General features: G+C 53.5%; 19 protein-coding genes, 1 pseudogene and 1 riboswitch. Of the genes and pseudogenes, 6 read left to right on the plus strand and 14 right to left on the minus strand.

The genetic code is table 11. The annotated features are described in order from the left end of the window. Positions 1 to 37: 37 nt before the first annotated feature. On the minus strand, positions 38 to 943 hold the full coding sequence (locus RJP21_RS17125; protein WP_310860352.1) for a helix-turn-helix transcriptional regulator: 906 nt from the start codon (positions 941 to 943) through the stop codon (positions 38 to 40). A 96-nt stretch (positions 944 to 1,039) separates the two neighbouring features. On the opposite strand from RJP21_RS17125, the gene RJP21_RS17130 reads away from it, so the two are divergent. Further along, positions 1,040 to 1,582 (plus strand): dihydrofolate reductase family protein, encoded by a 543-nt coding sequence (locus tag RJP21_RS17130; protein WP_310860353.1) that lies wholly within the window; start codon positions 1,040 to 1,042, stop codon positions 1,580 to 1,582. A gap of 199 nt (positions 1,583 to 1,781) precedes the next feature. Here the strand turns inward: RJP21_RS17130 and RJP21_RS17135 are convergent, their stop codons facing one another. The 4 genes and pseudogenes from RJP21_RS17135 to RJP21_RS17145 all read right to left on the minus strand — a co-directional run bounded on the left by RJP21_RS17135 (position 1,782) and on the right by RJP21_RS17145 (position 5,000). Then, complete coding sequence (locus RJP21_RS17135) at positions 1,782 to 2,864, minus strand: ABC transporter permease (protein ID WP_397386233.1); 1,083 nt, start codon at positions 2,862 to 2,864, stop codon at positions 1,782 to 1,784. Next, entirely contained in the window at positions 2,830 to 3,414 is a 585-nt protein-coding gene (locus RJP21_RS31460) for an ATP-binding cassette domain-containing protein (RefSeq protein WP_483874794.1), read from the minus strand. The genes RJP21_RS17135 and RJP21_RS31460 overlap by 35 nt, the downstream gene beginning before the upstream one ends. After that, positions 3,403 to 3,777, minus strand: a pseudogene (locus RJP21_RS31465) (ABC transporter ATP-binding protein); the annotation flags it as partial. The pseudogene RJP21_RS31465 and the gene RJP21_RS31460, both read right to left, overlap by 12 nt. Positions 3,778 to 3,836: 59 nt before the next feature. Continuing rightward, positions 3,837 to 5,000, minus strand: a complete 1,164-nt coding sequence (locus RJP21_RS17145; protein WP_310860355.1) for a COG1470 family protein — start codon at positions 4,998 to 5,000, stop codon at positions 3,837 to 3,839. A gap of 229 nt (positions 5,001 to 5,229) precedes the next feature. Here RJP21_RS17145 and RJP21_RS17150 point away from each other — a divergent pair, with 229 nt between their 5' ends. Next, entirely contained in the window at positions 5,230 to 5,847 is a 618-nt protein-coding gene (locus tag RJP21_RS17150) for an RNA polymerase sigma factor (RefSeq protein WP_310860356.1), read from the plus strand. Then, positions 5,816 to 6,667 carry an anti-sigma factor domain-containing protein gene (locus RJP21_RS17155; RefSeq protein ID WP_310860357.1) on the plus strand — a complete coding sequence of 284 codons (852 nt, stop codon included), beginning with the start codon at positions 5,816 to 5,818 and terminating at the stop codon, positions 6,665 to 6,667. Before RJP21_RS17150 ends, RJP21_RS17155 begins: the two co-directional genes overlap by 32 nt. 125 nt (positions 6,668 to 6,792) lie before the next feature. Here the strand turns inward: RJP21_RS17155 and queF are convergent, their stop codons facing one another. From queF to RJP21_RS17180, 5 genes are all read right to left on the minus strand, one after another. Further along, a complete protein-coding gene (gene queF, locus RJP21_RS17160; protein ID WP_310860358.1) occupies positions 6,793 to 7,290 on the minus strand; it encodes a preQ(1) synthase in 498 nt (165 codons plus the stop codon). Positions 7,291 to 7,333: 43 nt separating this feature from the next. Further along, positions 7,334 to 8,092, minus strand: a complete 759-nt coding sequence (gene queE / locus RJP21_RS17165; protein ID WP_310860359.1) for a 7-carboxy-7-deazaguanine synthase QueE — start codon at positions 8,090 to 8,092, stop codon at positions 7,334 to 7,336. Next, positions 8,089 to 8,580 (minus strand): 6-carboxytetrahydropterin synthase QueD, encoded by a 492-nt coding sequence (gene queD, locus RJP21_RS17170; RefSeq protein ID WP_310860610.1) that lies wholly within the window; start codon positions 8,578 to 8,580, stop codon positions 8,089 to 8,091. The genes queE and queD overlap by 4 nt, the downstream gene beginning before the upstream one ends. Continuing rightward, a complete protein-coding gene (queC, locus tag RJP21_RS17175) occupies positions 8,580 to 9,248 on the minus strand; it encodes a 7-cyano-7-deazaguanine synthase QueC (protein ID WP_310860360.1) in 669 nt (222 codons plus the stop codon). Before queC ends, queD begins: the two co-directional genes overlap by 1 nt. 127 nt (positions 9,249 to 9,375) lie before the next feature. Continuing rightward, positions 9,376 to 9,414, minus strand: a riboswitch (PreQ1 riboswitch). Between the two features lie 476 nt (positions 9,415 to 9,890). Beyond that, on the minus strand, positions 9,891 to 10,532 hold the full coding sequence (locus RJP21_RS17180) for an FMN-dependent NADH-azoreductase (protein ID WP_310860361.1): 642 nt from the start codon (positions 10,530 to 10,532) through the stop codon (positions 9,891 to 9,893). A 317-nt stretch (positions 10,533 to 10,849) separates the two neighbouring features. Here RJP21_RS17180 and RJP21_RS17185 point away from each other — a divergent pair, with 317 nt between their 5' ends. Continuing rightward, positions 10,850 to 11,668, plus strand: coding sequence for a Cof-type HAD-IIB family hydrolase (locus tag RJP21_RS17185; RefSeq protein ID WP_310860362.1), 819 nt, complete (start codon positions 10,850 to 10,852; stop codon positions 11,666 to 11,668). Positions 11,669 to 11,739: 71 nt separating this feature from the next. On the opposite strand, the gene RJP21_RS17190 is transcribed toward RJP21_RS17185, so the two are convergent. From RJP21_RS17190 to RJP21_RS17205, 4 genes are all read right to left on the minus strand, one after another. Then, entirely contained in the window at positions 11,740 to 12,180 is a 441-nt protein-coding gene (locus tag RJP21_RS17190) for a hypothetical protein (RefSeq protein ID WP_310860363.1), read from the minus strand. A 156-nt stretch (positions 12,181 to 12,336) separates the two neighbouring features. Next, positions 12,337 to 13,311 carry an electron transfer flavoprotein subunit alpha/FixB family protein gene (locus RJP21_RS17195; protein WP_310860364.1) on the minus strand — a complete coding sequence of 325 codons (975 nt, stop codon included), beginning with the start codon at positions 13,309 to 13,311 and terminating at the stop codon, positions 12,337 to 12,339. Between the two features lie 69 nt (positions 13,312 to 13,380). Beyond that, the gene (locus RJP21_RS17200) at positions 13,381 to 14,148 is read right to left on the minus strand and encodes an electron transfer flavoprotein subunit beta/FixA family protein (RefSeq protein WP_310860365.1); all 768 of its coding nucleotides are present in this window, start codon (positions 14,146 to 14,148) and stop codon (positions 13,381 to 13,383) included. 174 nt (positions 14,149 to 14,322) lie between these two features. Continuing rightward, the gene (locus RJP21_RS17205) at positions 14,323 to 14,904 is read right to left on the minus strand and encodes a fatty acid metabolism transcriptional regulator FadR (protein WP_160041977.1); all 582 of its coding nucleotides are present in this window, start codon (positions 14,902 to 14,904) and stop codon (positions 14,323 to 14,325) included. 241 nt (positions 14,905 to 15,145) lie between these two features. Here RJP21_RS17205 and RJP21_RS17210 point away from each other — a divergent pair, with 241 nt between their 5' ends. Next, entirely contained in the window at positions 15,146 to 17,323 is a 2,178-nt protein-coding gene (locus RJP21_RS17210) for a heterodisulfide reductase-related iron-sulfur binding cluster (protein WP_310860366.1), read from the plus strand. Next, positions 17,320 to 19,722, plus strand: coding sequence for a 3-hydroxyacyl-CoA dehydrogenase/enoyl-CoA hydratase family protein (locus RJP21_RS17215; protein ID WP_310860367.1), 2,403 nt, complete (start codon positions 17,320 to 17,322; stop codon positions 19,720 to 19,722). Before RJP21_RS17210 ends, RJP21_RS17215 begins: the two co-directional genes overlap by 4 nt. The last annotated feature ends 15 nt before the right edge of the window (positions 19,723 to 19,737 follow it).

The raw sequence follows: 19,737 nt of genomic DNA on the forward strand, positions 1-19,737 counted from the left end.
TTTTTCCCGTTTCGGGTTTCCGCCGCTTTTCGCAGCTTCATGTCAAATACGGTTTTAAGCTATCCTGAAGAAGGGTTTTGACCATACTTCTAAGCTCTTCCGGATGAAGGACTTCGGCTTCCGGTCCGTACTTGAGCAAAAGGCGGGACATGAAAGGGAATTCCTCGCGGGGGATGCTCCCGGCCCACTCCTGCCCGGAAATGTTTTGAAACAGCGGATCGGATTCGGCCAGCCGCACGCCAAAAGGACTAAACCGGATTTTGGCCGGTATTCCTTCATGCGGGCCGGTAGCATGCAGCCATTGTTTGAGGGTTGGCAGCCCGGATTCGGTGCCATCCAGCATCGTCATGTCGACAATCCGATCCGCCCGGTACAACAAGATCCGATCTCTGCCTAATGCCGGCATATACCAATATCCGTTTTCAAAATACAATCCGACGGGATGTACCTCAAGGTTTTTCCTTCCGGATGCGGAGGCATATGTCATGCGTACGCGCCGTTTGTCCATGGCGGCTTCCAAAATAAGCGAAGTAAAAGGCGATGCGGCCGTGGTAGGCGTCATGCGAAAGGCGACGTATTCCTTCAAATGATCGACCCGATCCTGCACGTCTTCGGGAAGCTCGGCATAATAGTGTTCGGACAAGTGGGCGCGCACCTCCCCGAACGGGATATCCGGAAGGTCCTCCAACAGCTTCAGCATCAAAAACAGTCCGATTGCTTCGTCGCGGGACAGGTGAAGCGGGGGGAGAAGCCGATTCGGCAGCGCCCGGTATCCGCCGTGCGGCCCGGTTTCGGTGTAGAGAGGAAGCCCGATCTGCTGCAAATAATCGAGATCCCGTTGGATCGTCCGCACCGAGACGTTAAACCGCTCTGCAAGCTCGCGGGCGGTGTACTTTTTTCGCGAATCGAGCATTCTCATTATAGCAACTCTTCGTTCATTCATCCTTGGTCCGCTCCTTCCGAACATCAATCCCTATATATACGACAACTAATGTCATAAATGTATTGTAGCATAGAATCAGAAGGGAGCGATAAACCAATGAACCAATCGAATGCCAAAAAAGCGGTGTTGTATCTTGCGATCAGTCTGGACGGGTATATTGCCCTGCCGGACGGTTCTGTGGATTGGCTGATGGACGTCAAAGGAGACGGCGGCGACAACGGATACGCCGAATTTTACGGCACGGTAGGCACGATCATCATGGGCAGGCAGACTTACGACGAGATGCTCAAGTTGACTGATGAATTTCCTTATTTCGGCAAAACTTGTTACGTCGTGACCCGCAATCCGTCCGGGCAAAAAGAAAACGCTCATGTCACGTTTACGAACGAGGCGCTGACGGAACTGGTCCCGCGGCTCAAAAAACAAACCGAAGGAGCGATCTGGCTCGCAGGCGGCGGCAAGCTGGTCCAAGCCTTCATGGAAGAAGGGCTGATGGACGAAGCCATGATTGCCGTCGTTCCGAAGGTGCTTGGCCGCGGCATCCCATTGTTTCCGGAAGGAACCGTGCCCGCAACGTTCGAATTGCACGATATCAAACGACTCGGGGATATTGCCATGCTGCATTATAAGGTTCATTAAAAATAGGTGCCGGATTTCCTGTTCAGAGCGTTTTGGCCTGCCTTGGCCAAGGGGCTTGGCTTGAACGGCCATTTCCATTCCGGTCCACGCAGCGCCCTTCCTAAGGAAACGAAAAGGTCGCGAGCGCAAACGAAAAGCAGCCTCCCCGGATCGGTTTTCAGGGAGAGCTGCTTTCCGTGGATGTGCCGAAGTTATCGGCTTATGAGCGGCCGCGGATTTCCTGACGAAGAAACATCACATAAGAAATGGCGAAGCAGACCAGCGTCAGCGCAACAAGTCCGGTGACCTGCGGCCACACGAGCAACAGGCTTTGCCCGAACGGAAGCGGGCTGTTGATGGCCCCGTATGCCTGCTCGGTCGTCAGTGGTCCCAAATTGCGCACGGTAGGCATCAGCAGAGTCGATGTCGCTTCATTAAAAAGCGTGTATGGCGAAATCCGGCTGAGCCCCATCATCAGGCTGACATGATGCAGCATGTCGTCGACGGATGCGTTTTGGCCGTTGCGCAGCAGCACGGAGGACACCAGATTCAGGATCATGTCGTAAAAGAAGCTGAAGAACAGCCAAACCGCGATCCCGGCCATCGCCGACGTTGCCGGCTGACGGAAACGGACCGAAAACAGGATGGACAGGTTAAGCCAAAATCCGATATAAAATACGGTCACGACCAAAAACGCGATAATCCGCAGCAATTCCTCGAAGGACGGGGGAAGCCCCACGATAAGCAAACCAAGCGATAAAACCAGCAGGCCGAGCGCCAAAAACATGAACCCGATGATAAACAGGGCGGCGGTGAATTTGGCGTTGAGCAGATCGTCGCGGTGGATAGGCTGCGCCATGATCCGGCTGAGCGTCCCCTTGTTGCGTTCGCTGTTGACGGCGTCAAAACCGAGGCCGATCCCAAGCAGCGGCCCGAGAAACCCGATGAACCCGATAAAGGAAGGCAAGGTGCCGTCCGAGATGGTGAATAGCTTCAAGATGACGAAATCGCTGTAGCCGTCTTCCGATTTGATGGCATCCTGCAGGCTGTGCAAGGCCGTATAAAGAGAGGCTACGCAAGTCAAAAAAATGATGGCCAGAAGCAGAATAAAGCGCCAGCTCCGGACATGGTCGGCGATTTCCTTGCGGACAAGCACCCGAAATGCTGCCGGATTGGCATTGGACTTGTCAAACCGGTCGCGGTCCGACAAGGAGCCCGCAAATTTCCGGAAGCCGTCGGGAAGCCTCTCGGATACCTCATGTACCCATTTATTTAGCCGTTTTTTTAGTACGCTTGCTTCCACGTTCCTCACCTCCCGCAAAATAACGCCGATAGATTTCGTCCAGCCCGTATTGCTTCCGCTGCAGACTGAATAAGGATACGCCCGACGAGACGATGAACCGGGCAATCGCATCGCTGCAATCCTCGCTGCACCCGATCTGGATCAGGCTGCGGCTGCTTGGCGCAAGAAACGCATCCTGATCTGCTAGTTCCGCACCGTGCACTCCTTCCAAATCGTTTAATCCGTCCAAAAGCTGCCGGTCGGCACGATCCACTTCGGCGGTGATCAGGATCGGCGTATCCGTCAGCAGTTGGCGCGTCAGTGTATCGAGATTGCCTTCCGCGAGCAGTTTGCCCTTGACGAACAATCCGACCCGGTCGCAAATTTGCTGGACCTGATGCAGCTGGTGGGAGGATAACAAGACGGTTAACCCTTGTTCCCGGCTTAGTCCGTAAATCAGACCCAGCAGCTCGTCGATCCCTTTCGGGTCGATTCCGAGCGTCGGTTCGTCGAGGATGATGATTTCCGGCCGCTTGATCAGCACGTCCGCGAGTCCGAGGCGCTGCCGCATCCCGCGCGAATAGGCGCCTGCCTTTTTGTGGGCGGCTTCTTTTAGGCCCACCTGGTCCAGCAGCCTTATCGCGCGTTCATGGGCTTCCTTTTCGCCGATTCCGTTCAGCCTTGCGGTCAGCTTGAGGTTCTCAAGGCCGGTCCAATCCTCGTAAAAGCCGACGTCGTCGGGCAAATACCCGACGCGGCGTTTGACTTCGATCGGCTGCCGGGTCGGATTCATGCCGAGCACGTTAATTGTTCCGCCATCAGGCTCGCTGAGCCCGAGCAGCATCAGAATCGTCGTGGATTTCCCGGCGCCGTTCGGGCCGAGCAGACCGAAGATTTCACCGCGGCGGATTTGCAGGGACAAGCTGTCAACGGCCCGATGGGTACCATAGCTTTTGGACAATTGCTCGATGTCGATGACTGTTTCCGCCACCATTATCTCCTCCCGTATTTACGAATAAGCACATAGATTCCGCCGAGGATGACGAGAATGATCAACACGCCGATCCAACCCCATAGAACGGAGCCTTTGACCGCTACCCGGAAGGTCGCCGTCGAGGAAGCTTCCGAAGCTTGCGCCGTCATGTCCGTGACGTAATCGCCCGCAATGGCTTTATCGCTGGACGTCAGCTTGGCTTCGACGGTGGTTGACTTGCCGGCCGCCAGCTTATCGATCGTTTTCGGATTAAACGTAACCTCCCAATTGCTTGGCGCGGAAGACGTCAAATTGATGTCGGTCAGATCGGCCGTGCCGGTGTTTTTGACCACGAGTTCGACCGTTTTGCTGCCGCCGGCTTTGACGTCGGTGCTGAGCAATCCGCTGGGCGTCGTCAGTTCCATGCTGTATTTTCCGGAAATGGCCGCTTCAAGGACAAGCTGGGCGTCCGTTGATTGGTTATAGGCGCGAATCGGGATTTTAAACGTTCCTTTCGTGACGTTTTCCGCCGGTTTGACGTTGACCGTAATCGCTTTGCTGCCGCCGGGATCCACTTCGACGGAAGACACCTGCTTGCTGTCTGCGCTGAACGTGACGTCCCAGCCGGGTTCCGCTTGGGAGGTCAGCGCATAGGTTTGCTTTTCGGCCGTCCGGTTCTGCAGATTGACCGAATACGTAAACGTCGCGTCCGAATGGCCTTCCAAATTGGCCTGATCGGTGGTCAGCTCCGTTTGGTAGGTGCCTTTTTCCGTAATTTGCACCGTCAGCGGCAAGGAAGCCAAACTTCCGGCTTTCAGCGTGAAGCGGTACGTGCCTTTATCGATTTGCATCGGCACCGTAACGGCAAGAGAGATCGTTTGCGACGAATTCGGCAGAACCGAAATTTCGTTCAAATCCCAGCCGTCGCCGGTCATTTTGGCGGTCCAGTTTTGAGGCAGGTCGGGGATGGAGAGTGGAGCCGTGACGACGCTGCCGGTATCGTTTTTCAGTTCGACGTTATAATTCAGCGATTCGCCGGGAGGGACCGAGATGGATGTATACGACGTATACAAAGTCACTCCGCCGGCTGCGTGGGCGGATACACCGCCGAGAAGCGGCCCGATTCCGAGCGCAATAACAAGAATAAGGCCCGTCAGTTTGATGTTCCTAAGGAATCGTCTCATGAAACATAACCCTCCTAATTGAAATTGTTTTTTTCATTTGGAGTACGTAGCCCGGAACGGAATCGGATTTATCCGAAGCTTAAAAAAAGATAAAAAATTGCTGAAAATCAGATAAAACTCGCAGGAAGGTGAATCCGTTCCCATCCGCTTCTGCTAAAATGTTGCTGAATAATCACGACAGCCCGGACTTGAAAAAGGGTGAATGACACTTGAGGGGGGATCATCGAAGATGGAAGAACATCCTGCCGAGTGGCTCAAAGAAATCGCGGAAGGCTCGGCGGCAGCCTTTAACCGTTTCTATGATGCGTTTGCGCCCATGGTTTACCGGCTTTCGGAGCACTGGCTGAAGGATGCGCTCGAAGCGGAGGATGTATGCCAGGAGGTCTTCATCGAAGTGATGCAAAAGGCGGGCCAATACGACCCGGAGCGGGGGAGCGTGGAAGCATGGCTTGCCGTCCGCGTGCGGAGCAGGGCGATGGACCGGCTCCGGAAAAAACAGCGCGTGGCCGCCATGGAACAAACAGGCGGGGATTTGAGCGAGTCGCATTGGGCTGGTCAGCTTGAATCCGCCGAACTGGAAGCGTTCCGGCATCTGGATCGGGAACGGATCCGCCATGCGCTGGGCAGCATCCCGCCTTTGCAGCGGATGGCGCTGTACGGCAGCTACATCATGCAGCTCTCGCACCGCGAACTTGCCGACAAGATGCAAAAGCCCGTGGGTACCGTCAAATCTTTGATTCGATACGGGATTCGCAATTTGCGGGGACAGCTGCAGGAGAATCAGGCGAAACAAGCAGCGAACGGAGGTGAGCCGCATGCATTCATGGAGACCGGAAATTGGGAATAAAGAGGAGGGCCGCAATTGTGTTGTCCTGCCCGAAGAAAAACTGGTCGATTACGCCATGAATCGTCTGGGGGAAGCCGAGCGGCTGCGGGTTGCGGCCCATGCTGCGCAATGTCCGCATTGCGCGGAAAGGCTAAACGAGTGGGAAAGTTTAATGGCGGTTCCGGAAATGCAAGCCTTAAGCTTGCGGGAGCAAGGAAACGCGCCGGAAGATGAAGCCTGCATGGTTAAATCCGACAAAATGATCGCCCGTACCGTCCAACCCGACTTCGGGCCTCCCGCGCGTTTGGGCCGAAAGCTTCGTTTGCTTGCCTTGCTGCGCTCTTTCCGCATTCGGCTGAAGCTAAAGCGCAGATTTATCCTTCCGGGCGCAGCCGGGCTGGCGCTGATGATATGCTTGTTCGCCGGGCTGTTCACTTTGAAACATCAAGCAAACCCTTCCGACGCGTCCATCGAGCGGCAGGTAACCTCAAAAATCGCTTACATGCAATCCGCGGACTACGAGAAATACCCTATCGCGCCGCTTCCGCCGCTGCACGGCTCCGGAGGGCTTTGGATCAATCCGGACTCGGGCGAACTGCTCATCGTCATGGACGGATTAAATCCGTCCGAGGAAAAGGATTACCAGGTATGGCTTCAGCATGAACAGCAATCGTTCAGCGCCGGAATGATGTTAACCCGCAATCTGCAAGGAAAAGGGTATTATTACGGATACGGCATCATGAATCCCGACCGGATCGTGATCAGCCTGGAGCCCAAAGGGGGAAGCCTTGTGCAGACCGGGCCCGAAACCGTAAGGATCAAGTTGAATAAGCAGCCTTGAGCAAGAATGCAAGAATGCAAGAAATGCGTCTGTCAAATTCCTCTTTATTAGATCGAGAAACGAAGGCAGCCGCATTTAAAATGAAAAAGCCGCATTGCTGCGGCTTTTTTGCATGGTTCGCCCGATTAGCGATTATCGATTTTTTCGGGATACAGATCATGGTTCATTAGGCGGTGTTCCGCCATCTTTTCGTATTTGGTTCCGGGTTTTCCGTAATTGCAATACGGATCGATGGAAATCCCGCCCCGTGGCGTAAATTTGCCCCACACCTCGATATAGCGGGGATCCATCAGCTTGATCAGATCGTTCATGATAATGTTCATGCAGTCTTCGTGGAAATCGCCGTGGTTGCGGAAGCTGAAAAGATACAATTTCAGGGACTTGCTCTCAACCATCTTTTGGTCCGGAATGTAGCTGATATGCAGCGTGGCGAAATCCGGCTGGCCCGTAATGGGGCACAGGCTCGTAAATTCCGGAAAATTGAATTTCACGAAATAATCGCGGTATACATGTTTATTGTCAAAGCTCTCAAGCACCTCGGGCGCGTATTTGAACACGTATTTCGTCCCCTGGTTGCCGAGCAGCGTTAAATCCTTCATCTCATCAGGTTGTCTTCCAGCCATTGTTTTTCCTCCTTGTTGTAAAAAAGAGATCGTTCGCTCCGTCCTAAACGCCCCGTTTATTGCCCCACACGAGCGTATGAAGCTGCGGAAGCACGCGCACCTCGTTTAATGCTTCCGATGCCGTAACCTTGTCGATCAACGACTCATACTGCATAAGCAGTTCGGCGGCATGTCTGTCCTTGTCCATCCGCGACGTATCCCGGTTTCCGACCTGCAAATACATCGGCACGCCGGGATAACGGAAATGCACGGACTCCGCGTACTCCAGGTCCCGGTCATCGAATATGACGACCTTCAAGCTGAACGCGTAATGAACCGGACGTCTGCGGAGCCGATCCACGATATCGTCCAGCCGTTCCCAATCGGTCGTCATTCCGGAGCTTGGCGGCTTCGGCGATATCGTGACTTCATCGATTTCCGCCAGCCAATCCTGCCATCTCGAGCCTTGGGTTTCTACGGCGATCCGGATGCCTTCGGATTGAAGCAGTTCCACGAGGGAAGAGAGCTGGGGAAGCAGGAGCGGGTTGCCGCCGGAAATCGTCACATGCGAGAAACGGTTTCCTCCGATGCGTTTCAACTCGTCCCATACCTTCGCGGCGTTCATCTTCCGGATATCTTTAACGCCGCTTCCGTCCCACGTAAACGCGGAATCGCACCAGGAGCAGCGGTAGTCGCAGCCGGCGGTGCGGACGAACATCGTTTTTTGGCCGATGACCATCCCTTCCCCTTGGACCGTTGGACCGAATATCTCCAATACGGGAATGGGGGAGGGGGACTTCACGGTGCTGCGCGTTTCGCTCATGCTTCCACCCACTCTCTCCGAAATTCGGCGTAGCTGGTCGGCGTTTCATATAAACGGACGAATTCGGTGCGGCCTTGCTCGATCAGATCGGTATAAGGTTTTTCTGTCAACGCTGATTCCATTTGTTCGTACAGCCAAATCGCCATGTTTTCCGCGGTCGTGTTCATCGGAGGCAGCGTTTCATTGAGATAACGATGGTCGAGATAAGGTTCGATCCGCTGCTTCCATATTTCTTTGATCAGCCCGAAATCGGCAGCGATTCCGATCTCGTTCGGGTATGCGCTGATCCCGAACACCGCTTTATAGGTATGGCCATGCAGGTTTTTGCATTTCCCTTCGTAAGCGTGCAGGTGATGGGCGGCGTCAAAAGTAAATTCTTTGCTGACCATGACACGGTAATGGCGGTATTTCAATTCGCTTGGCTGAATGTCCGTTCCCAACTGCTGCAGTTTCTCGACGATCCGGAATTCGCCTGGCGTTCGGCCCATCATCGGGATGCCTCCTGCGTCCGGCGCTCCAGGTATTGTTCCAGGCCTTTGCGCCGCAGCTGGCAGGAAGGACATTCGCCGCAACCGTCGCCGATGACGCCGTTGTAGCAGGTCAGCGTCCGCTCGCGAACAAAATCGAATGCGCCGAGGCCATCCGCCATGGCCCAGGTTTCGGCTTTATCCAGCCACATCAGCGGCGTATGGATCACGAAGTTGTAATCCATCGCCAGGTTCAAAGTGACGTTGAGGGATTTAACAAAGGAGTCCCGGCAGTCCGGATAACCGCTGAAATCCGTCTCGCAAACGCCGGTCACCAGATGTCTGGCGCCGGACACCTTGGCCAGCACGGCCGCAAAGCTGAGGAACAGATGATTTCGTCCTTCGACGAAGGTGCTCGGCAGTTCACCGTCCTCCTGCGTGATTTCGATATCGCTTCTTGTCAGCGCGTTAGGGGCGAGCTGATTGAGCAGACTCATATCCAGAACGGTGTTTTTGACGCCGAGTTCATTGGCGATCCCTTGCGCGCATTCGATCTCAAGGCGGTGGCGCTGGCCGTAGTCGAATGTCACCGTCTCGACCTCCGCAAATTGCCGTTTGGCCCAAAACAGGCAGGTGGTGCTGTCTTGGCCGCCGCTGAATACGACGACCGCTTTTTCGTTTTTGAGCATAAAAAAACCTCTCCATCTTCAAAATTTGTCGTACAAGCGCAAATAAACGCTTCTACCTTCGAAGAGAGAGGGTTCTTGAACTGACCGTAAAAAACAAGCCCAGACGGAAATAAACCCGACGGGCGACCTTAGTTTTTTATAGAGGGAGTTCGCGAACCTCTCCCGGGCGGTGCATAACCGCAGCCGGATTTTCTTCTGTTTGTGCGCGATTGAAACGCACCGGTCCATTATAACACAACGATGGCCGATGTGGGTACCTGGTTTGCAACCGTTTTAAAATACGCGATTTCATGAGGTTCCGCTCGCGAATGCTTTCCCAGCGTTCAAGCAGGATCCGTTTCATTTTTGTCAGCCGCTGTTCCCGTTCCTTTTGATAAGCTTTTAACTGAAAAACCACTTCTTCGATCGGAATGTTGTCCATGAAAGAGAAAGGAATTATATATAAATGCCTATGTATGATAGTAAAAAAACACCTTTACGGGCTGCCGCGATGGCAAACCGAAAAGGTGTTTCTTCTGACAATATAAGAAAGTATAAGTTTCAGAGCATCGGCTTGCTTTTTATCGCAAGAAAAACTGCCCCTAACCACTGCCTGTCTTCTATGAAAGCACGTCGATAGACGTTTTTTCGAAATGTGTCGGATTAAGCGTGTTGAAGCGTCAGTTGTTTCGCTACTTCTCTTACTTTGTTCAGGCCGGCTTCGATAAACTCGTCTTTTTTATGCGGCATCGCGTTATGGCCTTCAATGACCACTTCGCCGATGATTTCCATGCCGAATACGCCGCCGAAGACGTTGCGCATGTAGTTGACGGCCATTTCCATAGGCGCCGTTTCAGGGCTGGAATAGAATCCGCCGCGCGCGTTCAGGAAGATCGCTTTTTTGTCCGGCATCAACGAAACCATGTTGCCTTCTGCGTCATATTTGAATGCAAATCCTGCAGCGTATACGTAATCGATGAACGTTTGCAATTTGGCAGGGATCGTCAAATTCCACAACGGGAAGGCGAAGACCACGACGTCAGCCGCCGTCAGGGCGTCCATCGCTTTTTGTTTTGCGGCTACGATGCGTTTTTCAACATCCGTCAAGTCGCCGCCGTTTTGCATTTTGCCGAAGGCATTAAACAAGTCTTGTCCAAAGTATGGCGTGTCTTCTTCATATACGTCGTACGTAGTCACATTCAGGTTTTCGGTGCCTTTCACGGCTTCCATGAATGCTTCGTACATTTTAGTGGAAACGGCATCGGATGCCGGACGGTTGTTTGCTTTAACGACTAATACGTTCATTGTTTCTTCCTCCTAATGTCAACACAAATATGAACTTGGCTCAGTGCAATATCTTGTGTTCGTGATTTTTGATATAAAACAAATGAAGCATAGTTGAATTGTAAGCAACTTTCGAAAATTCCGCAACCCCTAAAAAATAGTTTTTAAGGACAAGCTTGATATATGTTCATAAAATGTTCAAATTTATAATCCGTGGTTCGATCCGTCCCGGTTAATTCGGAACGAGCCGTCTTATCCTGACGATTGAATCGTGTTATAGTATAGGAATGGTTTTATCATCAGATTGATCTATCACATATAAAAAGGATGTTGCCATCATGAAATACAAAATGATCGTTTTGGATCTGGACGATACGCTGCTTCGCGATGATCTGACCATCTCGCCCCGAACGAAAGAGGCGCTGATGACCGCCCAGAAAGAAGGGGTGAAGGTCGTCCTGGCCTCCGGGCGCCCCACGTTCGGGATGAAGCCGATCGCGAAGGAGCTTGAGCTGGAGAAATACGGAAGCTTCATTTTATCGTTTAACGGCGCGAAAATTACGGACTGCCGAACAGGAGAAGAGATTTTCAGCAGCACGTTATCCGTCGACACCGTGCATCGACTGTACCGGATCAGCCAGGAAGAAGGCTTGTCCATTCTAACGTATTCCCCGGACCGGATCATTACGGAAAACAGCAACGAATATACGGAGATCGAATCCGGCCTGACGGGCATGAGCATTCAAGAGGTGGAAAGCTTCGTAGAAACGGTTCGGGAGCCGGTCGTCAAAACGTTGATGGTTGGAGCGCCGGAAAAAGTGGCGGAGGCAGAGAAAAAGCTGCAGGCGGAATTGGCCGGGGAGCTTAGCGTCATGCGTTCGAAGCCGTTTTTCCTGGAATTCACCGAAGCGGGAGTGGACAAGGGGACAAGCCTTCACCAATTGATCGGCCACCTTGGCATCAAGCAGGAGGAAGTGATCGCGATGGGCGACAGCTCCAATGATCTGCCGATGATCCGTTTTGCCGGCCTTGGGGTTGCCATGGGCAATGCCCGGGAAGAGATCAAGGAAGCCGCCGATTACGTGACGGACTCCAACATGAACGACGGCGTGGCGAAGGTCATCGAGAAGTTCGTGTTTGCTTATCAAGAGGCGTAATAAAAACAACCGGCGTTGCCAGGAACGGCAGCCCGGTTGTTTTTGTTTTGGGGGAGGCGGCGTTGTCGTCATTACAAGGTAAACGTCGCAGCGGCGACGGCGTCGCCCCATTCCACCCGGATCGCATACGTTCCGGGTTTTACGTTTTTGAACGTCTTTGTGTCCGTGTAAGCTTCTCCTTGAGCCAGATCGATGTAGTCCTTGATCGGAACGGAGCCTTTTTCCAAAACGGCATTGCCTTTCTGCAATGTGTATTTTGCGCCGCCTACCACTTCAATAGGATGTTCCGTTTGGTTTTTGAAGGTGTAGGTGACTTTAACGTTCGATCCTTGCTTTTCGACTTTGACCGTTCCTTCCAAACGGCCGGCGGCAATCCCGTGGGAAGAAGGCGCTTCTTGTTTGGGCGGCGACGCGTTACCGGAATGGGTTTCAACTTTTGGGATCTTATAACAGCTTGTCAGTACGGCGGAAGCGATCACGATTGAAAAAAGAAGCAGAGACGTATTTTTCATGTTTACTCACCTCGCTTTATGGCTGCTTTTAAAATCATTGACGAAAGGTCGGCGGCAATTGTTGCCGACATGAGGGCATGTCAGGCATTAAAAAAGCATGGGAATAAGCCGCCTTAAAGGCGAACTTACTTCCATGCTTTTTGGCAATTATTCGAATTATACCAGCGCTTTGCGGAACTCCTGGGTAAGCAGCGGAACGACCTCGAACAGATCGCCGACGATGCCGTAATCCGCGATTTTGAAGATCGGCGCTTCCGGATCTTTATTGATCGCGATGATGATCCGGGATTGGCTCATTCCGGCCAAATGCTGAATCGCGCCGCTGATGCCGCAGGCGATGTAGATTTCGGGCGTCACCACTTTGCCGGTCTGGCCGATCTGCATCGAATAGTCGCAATAACCGGCGTCGCAGGCGGCGCGGGAAGCACCCACGGCGCCGTTTAGCACCTCGGCCAGCTCCTCAAGCGGTTTGAAGCCTTCCGCGCTTTTGACGCCGCGGCCGCCGGAGACGACGATTTTGGCTTCGGTCAGGTCGACTTTACCCGACGTTTTGCGAACGATGTCTTTGACGATCGAACGGAGGGAGCCTGAAGGCGTATAATCCAATTCGACGATTTCGCCGGGGGTTGATGCCGCTTCGACCGGGGCAAAGTTGTTCGGACGGATGGTGACGACCTGCGGGCCGCCCGTAAATTGCCTTTGCTCGAAAGCTTTGCATGCGTAAATCGGACGGGTAAACAGGATATCATCGCCGTTTTTTTCGATGGCCGTCACGTCCGATATTTGCCCGGCGCCGAGATGCGCCGCGATCGCAGGTCCCAAATCGCGTCCCAGTGCGGTGTGACCCAGCACGATCGCATCCGGCGCTACGCGTTCAAAGACCGTTTTCATCACGTTCAGATAGCTTTCCGGATTATAAATTTCAAGGTCGGGATGGTCGACGGAAAAGACCTGCCCATCCACATAATTTGCCAGCTCCGATGCGAGCGGCGTAATTTGCGATCCGATGAGGACCGCTGCCGCGACGTCGCCATCCTGTTTGGCGGCCGCCACCGCTTGAAGCGCTTCCAGCGAAACTTGGCGCAGACTGCCTCCGCGAACCTCGGCTACCACGACATACGTTTTACCCATCTCAAGATTCCTCCTTTAACAGTTAAGACCCTTGAACTGCAAGTCGCTTTATGGATTGGTGCATCATCATTAGACCAGCTTGGCTTCGTTCCGCAGCAGGTTGACCAGCTCGGCGGCCTGCTGGGCGTAGTCCCCTTGAAGAATGCGTCCGGCCTCGCGCTTTGGCGGCAGGGAAAGGGAAACGCGCTGCGTTTTTGACGCAACGTCGGCGTTTTCGAGGCCAAGCTCGGCCGGCGTTACCTGATGGAAAGGTTTCTTTTTCGCCTTCATGATGCCCGGCAGGGAAGGGTAGCGAGGTTCATTAAGCCCTTGCTGGGCGGTAAAGACGGCGGGAAGGGCGACCTCCAGCGATTCCGTGTCGCCTTCGGCGTCGCGTTCCACGGCAGCCTTTTGGCCGTCGATGGCCAGTTTGGTGATGGAGGACGTATGCGGAAGATCGAGCAGCCGCGCCAGTCGAACCGCAACCTGTCCGCCGCCGCTGTCCACCGAGAAGTTGCCTCCGAGAATCAGATCGTAAGACTGCTTTTCCAGGTAAGCCGCTAGGAGGCGGGAAACCGTATATTCATCCGTCTCCAAACCGTCGTTTTGAATCAGCACCGCTTCGTCCGCTCCCATCGCGAGCGCGGTCCGCAGCGCTTCGGCCGTTCGTTCCGGCCCGACGCTCAGGACGGTTACCGTTCCGCCATGCCGATCCCGTTGCAGCAGCGCTTCCTCAACGGCGTACTCATCGTACGGATTCATGACGTATTTCACGCCGTCGTCGGAAATTTCCCCATTTTGAATCACGATACGTTCTTCCGTATCAAAGGTCTGTTTCAGCAGTACAAAGATATTCATGCGGCAAACTCCTCTCATTTTGGTTTGGCGGGCGTTTGTTCGCCCGCGGGAATTATTTCAGGATTTTGCAAAATTCGATTCCTGCCGCTTCAGGCTACAATATATAGACGAATTAACCCGTTTCGCTCTATAGATTGCTGATTGGAAGCCGCTTTTTGGATTTTTGCAAAACCCTCATTTGAGTCCCTTCAGAAAAAACTCGACCGTCTTATCGACCTGGGCGGAAAGCGAATATTTGCGTCCGGATATCAGCCAGGAGGTGACCACCTCATCCATGGCGCCGAAAATAAGCAGCCGGGTCAATTTCGCGTCGAGCTCCTTGCGGAAGGAACCTTCCGTCTTGCCTCTTTCCACAATATGCTCGATCAGCTGAATATAGGGCTTAACGACAAGCCCGATCGCTTTGCGCAGCTCCAACGAGCTTTGCCTCAGTTCGATTTGGGTGACGTAGGCGAGGTTTACGTTGTTCTCGAGCTCGGTAAAATGGATTTCGCATACTTTGCGGAGCGCGTCTTCCGCCGTGGACGATTCCTTGATGCTGCTGTGGAACATCCCGACCAGGTTGCCGAGGCGTTCCTGAAAGAGCGAAATAAGGATATCTTCCTTGTTTTTAAAATATAGATATATCGTACCGTCCGCGACACCAGCCTCCTTTGCGATTTTGGAAATTTGGGAGCCGTGAAAACCGTTCTCCGCAATGACCTTTAACGCTGCATCCAAAATTAACTCATATTTTTCCAATTTTCTACTTGTCATCAGGCCACCCCAGTGATAGAATTCAATTAACTGAATGAATGCTCATTCATTTTTTTCTTAATCTTATGGTAAACGATGCCAATTGTCAATGACTCAGACAAGATTTCTTGGAAACGTTTCGCGAAGAGGATGAAGAACCAAACATTCGACGCGAAACTCGCTTATGTCGCATTTTGTAATCGCTATCTATAGGAAACCAGTAATTAAATTACTATTATTCCAATATAGGGAGGAACAGCGAATGATGTGGCAAATGATCAACTTGATCTTGTTTCTCGCTGCGGCAGGTTACGGCATGTACCTTTTTTACAAAGCGGTATACCACCGGATCCTGTACGTCAAACTGGGCAAGCCGGGCGATTTCCGCAAGCAGCGCGAAGGAAAGTGGGGCGAATTTCTGTCGCAGGTATTCGGGCAGAAAAAGCTGTTCAAAGACATGAAAAGCGGCATCATGCACGTCATCGTTTTTTACGGCTTCATCATCCTGCAGTTCGGCGCCTTGGATCTGATCGTCAAAGGGCTGACGAACGGAGGCCATCTGCCGCTGCCGGCATACGAAGCGTTCGGTCTGCTGCAGGAGACTACCGTATTCCTCATTTTGGTCGCCATCGGCTATGCGGCCTACCGACGGTACGGCGAGAAGCTGCCCAGACTGAAAAAGGGCTGGAAGCCCAGCCTCGTCATTTTCTTCATTTTTTTCCTCATGCTGTCCGTCGTCTTATCCCTGGGGTTCGAACGGGTATGGCTTGGGCAGGAAGCCTCGGCGCTCGCGCCGATTTCATCGCTGCTGGCCGCTCTCTTCGGCGGACTCTCCACGGCAGCTGCGCAGGTTCTTTTCTATATGTGCTGGTGGGCGCATCTGCTCATTCTGCTCTCATTCCTTGTTTATGTGCCGCAATCCAAACATTTTCATTTGATCTCCGCCCCGGTCAACATTTATCTCGGCCGCTCCGAACCGGTAGGCAAACTCAGCAAGCTGGATCTGGAGGACGAAGAAGCCGAAAGCTTCGGCGTCGGCAAGATCGAGGATTTTACGCAAAAACAGATGATCGATTTCTACGCCTGCGTGGAATGCGGGCGCTGTACCAACGTCTGTCCGGCATCCAACACCGGCAAAGCGCTGTCGCCGATGCATTTGATCGTCAAGCTGCGCGACCACTTAACGGAAAAAGGAACCGCGATTACCGGCAAGCCGCCTTACGTGCCCGAATTCGCTTTTTCGACCCTCGGCGCGCATGCATTGTCCTCTTCATGCGGAGAGCCTGATTTTGACAGCGGTGCCGTTACCGATATCCGTCCGACTCTTGCCTGGCAAAAATCGAGTTGGACCCATCAAGCCAAAGATCCGCAGGAATTGAACCTGATCGGCGACGTCATGACGGAAGAAGAAATCTGGTCATGCACGACATGCCGCAACTGCGAAGACCAATGTCCGGTCGGCAACGAGCATGTGGACAAAATCATCGATCTGCGCAGACATTTGGTGCTGATGGAGGGCAGTATGCCGGCCGAGGGCCAGCGCGCCCTGCAGAACATTGAGAGACAAAGCAACCCGTGGGGTCTGAACCGCAACGACCGCGCCAATTGGAGCGGAGAAGTGGAAGGCATCAAAGTGCCGACGGTTAAGGATAACCCCGGTTTCGAATATTTGTTTTTCGTCGGTTCCATGGGCTCATACGATCTCCGCAGCCGAAAAGTATCCAGAGCCTTCGTCAGATTGCTGAACGAAGCGGGCGTCAACTACGCCATTCTCGGCAACGAGGAAAAAAATTCGGGCGACACGCCGCGCCGGATGGGCAATGAAATGCTTTTTCAGCAGCTCTGCATGGAAAACATCGCCACATTCGAAAAATACGGCGTCCAAAAAATCGTGACCGCCTGCCCGCACACCTTCAATACGTTCAAAAACGAATATCCGGAATTCGGACTCGAAGGCGTGGAGGTGCTTCACCATACACAGCTTCTGGATCAACTGATCCGCGAGGGCAAGCTTAAGCCGAAACATGAAGTCAAAGAACGCATCGTCTATCACGACTCCTGTTATCTCGGCCGCTACAACAACGTATATGACCAGCCGCGCAACGTGCTGAAGGCCATCCCGGGCGTCGAACTCGCCGAAATGAAGCGCACCCGCGAAAACGCGATGTGCTGCGGCGCCGGCGGCGGGATGATGTGGATGGAGGAAACCTCCGGCAAACGCGTCAATTTGGCGCGGACGGAGCAGGCGCTGGAAGTGAACCCGGGCATCATCAGCAGCGCATGTCCTTACTGCCTGACGATGATGGAAGACGGGACGAAAATGAAGGAAGTCGAAGACCGTGTGAAAGCGAAGGACGTCGCTGAAATACTGGAACTCTCCGTATTCGGCGATCATCCCGCTCACAATAAAGGACTAGAAATGGAGGCAAGCGCACAATGAACAAAGCCATTCGAAAAGCAGCCGTCATCGGTTCGGGAATCATGGGTTCCGGCATCGCGGCCCAATTGGCCAACGTCGGGATCCCGTGCTTATTGCTGGATATCGTTCCGCAGCGGTTGACCGATGAAGAGGCGGCCAAAGGATTGACCTTGGAGCATCCGCCGGTGCGTAACCGGCTTGCGGCTTCGGCGATTGCCAAGCTGGCCAAGACGAAACCCGCTCCCCTGTATGATCCGTCATTCGCGGAACGCATCACGCCGGGCAACCTGGAAGACCACCTTTCCCAGCTTGCCCAGGTCGATTGGATCATCGAGGTCGTCGTGGAAAACCTGGAAGTGAAAAAAGGGCTGTTGGAAAAAATCGAAAGCGTATGGAAACCGGGAATCATCGTGAGCTCGAATACATCCGGCATTTCGATCAACGCGATGGCGGCGGAGCGAAGCGACGAGTTCAAAAAACATTTTATGGGCACGCACTTCTTTAACCCGCCGAGATATATGAAACTGCTCGAAATTATCCCCGGCGAGCGCACCGATCCGGAGCTTGTGGGTTTTATGAAAGGCTTTAGCGAGAAGGTGCTCGGCAAAGGCGTCGTGCTCGCCAAGGACACCCCGAATTTTATTGCCAACCGGATCGGGACATACGGGCTGCTCGTTACGCTGAAGGAAATGACGGAAAACGGCTTTACCGTGGAAGAAGTCGACGCCGTCACCGGACCGGCCATGGGCCGTCCGAAAAGCGCCACCTTCCGGACGCTGGATCTCGTCGGGTTGGATACGTTCGTGCATGTGGCGAACAACGTATACGACAACGTATCGGATGAAAAGGAAAAAGCGATTTTTGACGTTCCCGCCATCATGAAGAGCATGGTCGAAAAGGGCTGGCTCGGGGAAAAATCGGGGCAAGGCTTTTATTTAAAGAAAAAAGGCCCCGGCGGCAGCGAAATTCTCGCGTTGGATCTGACGACGATGGAATATGCGCCGCAATCGAAGCCGAAATCCGCCTCGATTGAAGCGGCAAAGCTGGCAAAGGGCGCTAAAGAGAAGACCAAAGCGCTGCTTGCTGCCAAAGACCGCTACTCCGACCTGGCTTGGAACATTCTGAAGCAGGTGTTGGTGTACTCGGCGGAAAAGGTCGGTGAAATTGCGGACTCCGTCCAAGAAATCGACGAGGCGATGAAATGGGGATTTTCGTGGGAACTCGGGCCGTTCGAAACCTGGGACGCGATTGGGCTTGTACGCTCGGTCGAACGGATGGAGGCTGAAGGGCTGACCGTTCCGGCTTGGGTGAAGGATTGGATCGCGGCAGGGCATGCCTCCTTTTACAAGCAGGAAGAAGGAAAGCTGTATTCCGTTCAGATTAACTCCGGTCAGTTTAAAGAAATTGAATTTGCCCCGGAAATCGTGAACCTGCGCAGTTTGAAGGAGCAAAACAAGGTGATCAAGGGCAACAGCGGCGCCAGCCTGATCGATATCGGGGACGGCGTGGCGTGCCTTGAGTTCCATTCGCCGAACAATGCCATCGGCGAGGATATTCTCAGCATGATTACCCAGAGCCTTGAAGAGGTCCGTAAAAACTACAAAGGCATGGTCATCGCCAACCAAGGCCGCAATTTCTGCGTCGGCGCAAACATCATGCTCCTTTTGATGGAAGCCCAGGATGAGGAATGGGATGAAATCAACGATATTATCCATTTATTCCAAAGCACGATGTACAAAGTCAAACGCTTCGAAAAACCGGTCGTGGCCGCACCGCACCGGATGTGTTTGGGCGGCGGCGTCGAAGCCTGCATGCCGGCCGACCAGGTGGTCGCTTCCGCCGAAACCTATTACGGGCTCGTTGAAGTCGGCGTCGGCCTGATCCCGGCGGGAGGCGGATGCAAGGAGCTAGCGCTGCGCGCCAGCCAGCATGCCAGCGTTGAAGGCGTCGATCTGCAGCCGTTTATCAACCACGTGTTCCAGACGGTCGGCACCGCCACCGTATCCAGCAGCGGGCATGATGCGAAAAGATTAGGTTATTTGCGTTCGACCGACCGTGTAGTCGTCAATCAGGATTTTGCCATTTATGAAGCGAAGCAGTCGGTTCTCGGGCTCGCGAATACGGATTACAAGCCGATTCCGGAAGAAAAGATCCGCGTGGTTGGTTCCGAAGGCAAGGCGGTGCTGCAGCTTGGGGCGATCGACATGAAACGCGGCGGATACATCAGCGACCATGACCTGCTGATCGCCAACAAGCTCGCCCATGTGCTGGCGGGCGGTGATGTTCCGGCGGGATCGCTTGTCACCGAGCAATACATGCTCGACCTGGAGCGCGAAGCGTTCCTCAGCCTTTGCGGCGAGCCGAAAACCCAGCAGCGGATGCATCACATGCTGACCAAAGGCAAAGCGCTCCGCAACTAACATCCCAGGGGAGGG

The organism is Paenibacillus sp. VCA1, from assembly GCF_031583795.1.
GTDB lineage: Bacteria > Bacillota > Bacilli > Paenibacillales > Paenibacillaceae > Paenibacillus_AQ > Paenibacillus_AQ albilobatus.

What these genes read in the sequence shown, in the direction of transcription:
- RJP21_RS17125 (WP_310860352.1), bottom strand. Translation starts at nt 943, where the DNA reads ATGAATGAACGAAGAGTTGCTATAATGAGAATGCTCGATTCGCGAAAA.
- RJP21_RS17130 (WP_310860353.1), top strand. Translation starts at nt 1,040, where the DNA reads ATGAACCAATCGAATGCCAAAAAAGCGGTGTTGTATCTTGCGATCAGT.
- RJP21_RS31460 (WP_483874794.1), bottom strand. Translation starts at nt 3,414, where the DNA reads ATGCGGCAGCGCCTCGGACTCGCGGACGTGCTGATCAAGCGGCCGGAA.
- RJP21_RS17145 (WP_310860355.1), bottom strand. Translation starts at nt 5,000, where the DNA reads ATGAGACGATTCCTTAGGAACATCAAACTGACGGGCCTTATTCTTGTT.
- RJP21_RS17150 (WP_310860356.1), top strand. Translation starts at nt 5,230, where the DNA reads ATGGAAGAACATCCTGCCGAGTGGCTCAAAGAAATCGCGGAAGGCTCG.
- RJP21_RS17155 (WP_310860357.1), top strand. Translation starts at nt 5,816, where the DNA reads ATGCATTCATGGAGACCGGAAATTGGGAATAAAGAGGAGGGCCGCAAT.
- queF (WP_310860358.1), bottom strand. Translation starts at nt 7,290, where the DNA reads ATGGCTGGAAGACAACCTGATGAGATGAAGGATTTAACGCTGCTCGGC.
- queE (WP_310860359.1), bottom strand. Translation starts at nt 8,092, where the DNA reads ATGAGCGAAACGCGCAGCACCGTGAAGTCCCCCTCCCCCATTCCCGTA.
- queD (WP_310860610.1), bottom strand. Translation starts at nt 8,580, where the DNA reads ATGGGCCGAACGCCAGGCGAATTCCGGATCGTCGAGAAACTGCAGCAG.
- queC (WP_310860360.1), bottom strand. Translation starts at nt 9,248, where the DNA reads ATGCTCAAAAACGAAAAAGCGGTCGTCGTATTCAGCGGCGGCCAAGAC.
- RJP21_RS17180 (WP_310860361.1), bottom strand. Translation starts at nt 10,532, where the DNA reads ATGAACGTATTAGTCGTTAAAGCAAACAACCGTCCGGCATCCGATGCC.
- RJP21_RS17185 (WP_310860362.1), top strand. Translation starts at nt 10,850, where the DNA reads ATGAAATACAAAATGATCGTTTTGGATCTGGACGATACGCTGCTTCGC.
- RJP21_RS17190 (WP_310860363.1), bottom strand. Translation starts at nt 12,180, where the DNA reads ATGAAAAATACGTCTCTGCTTCTTTTTTCAATCGTGATCGCTTCCGCC.
- RJP21_RS17195 (WP_310860364.1), bottom strand. Translation starts at nt 13,311, where the DNA reads ATGGGTAAAACGTATGTCGTGGTAGCCGAGGTTCGCGGAGGCAGTCTG.
- RJP21_RS17200 (WP_310860365.1), bottom strand. Translation starts at nt 14,148, where the DNA reads ATGAATATCTTTGTACTGCTGAAACAGACCTTTGATACGGAAGAACGT.
- RJP21_RS17205 (WP_160041977.1), bottom strand. Translation starts at nt 14,904, where the DNA reads ATGACAAGTAGAAAATTGGAAAAATATGAGTTAATTTTGGATGCAGCG.
- RJP21_RS17210 (WP_310860366.1), top strand. Translation starts at nt 15,146, where the DNA reads ATGATGTGGCAAATGATCAACTTGATCTTGTTTCTCGCTGCGGCAGGT.
- RJP21_RS17215 (WP_310860367.1), top strand. Translation starts at nt 17,320, where the DNA reads ATGAACAAAGCCATTCGAAAAGCAGCCGTCATCGGTTCGGGAATCATG.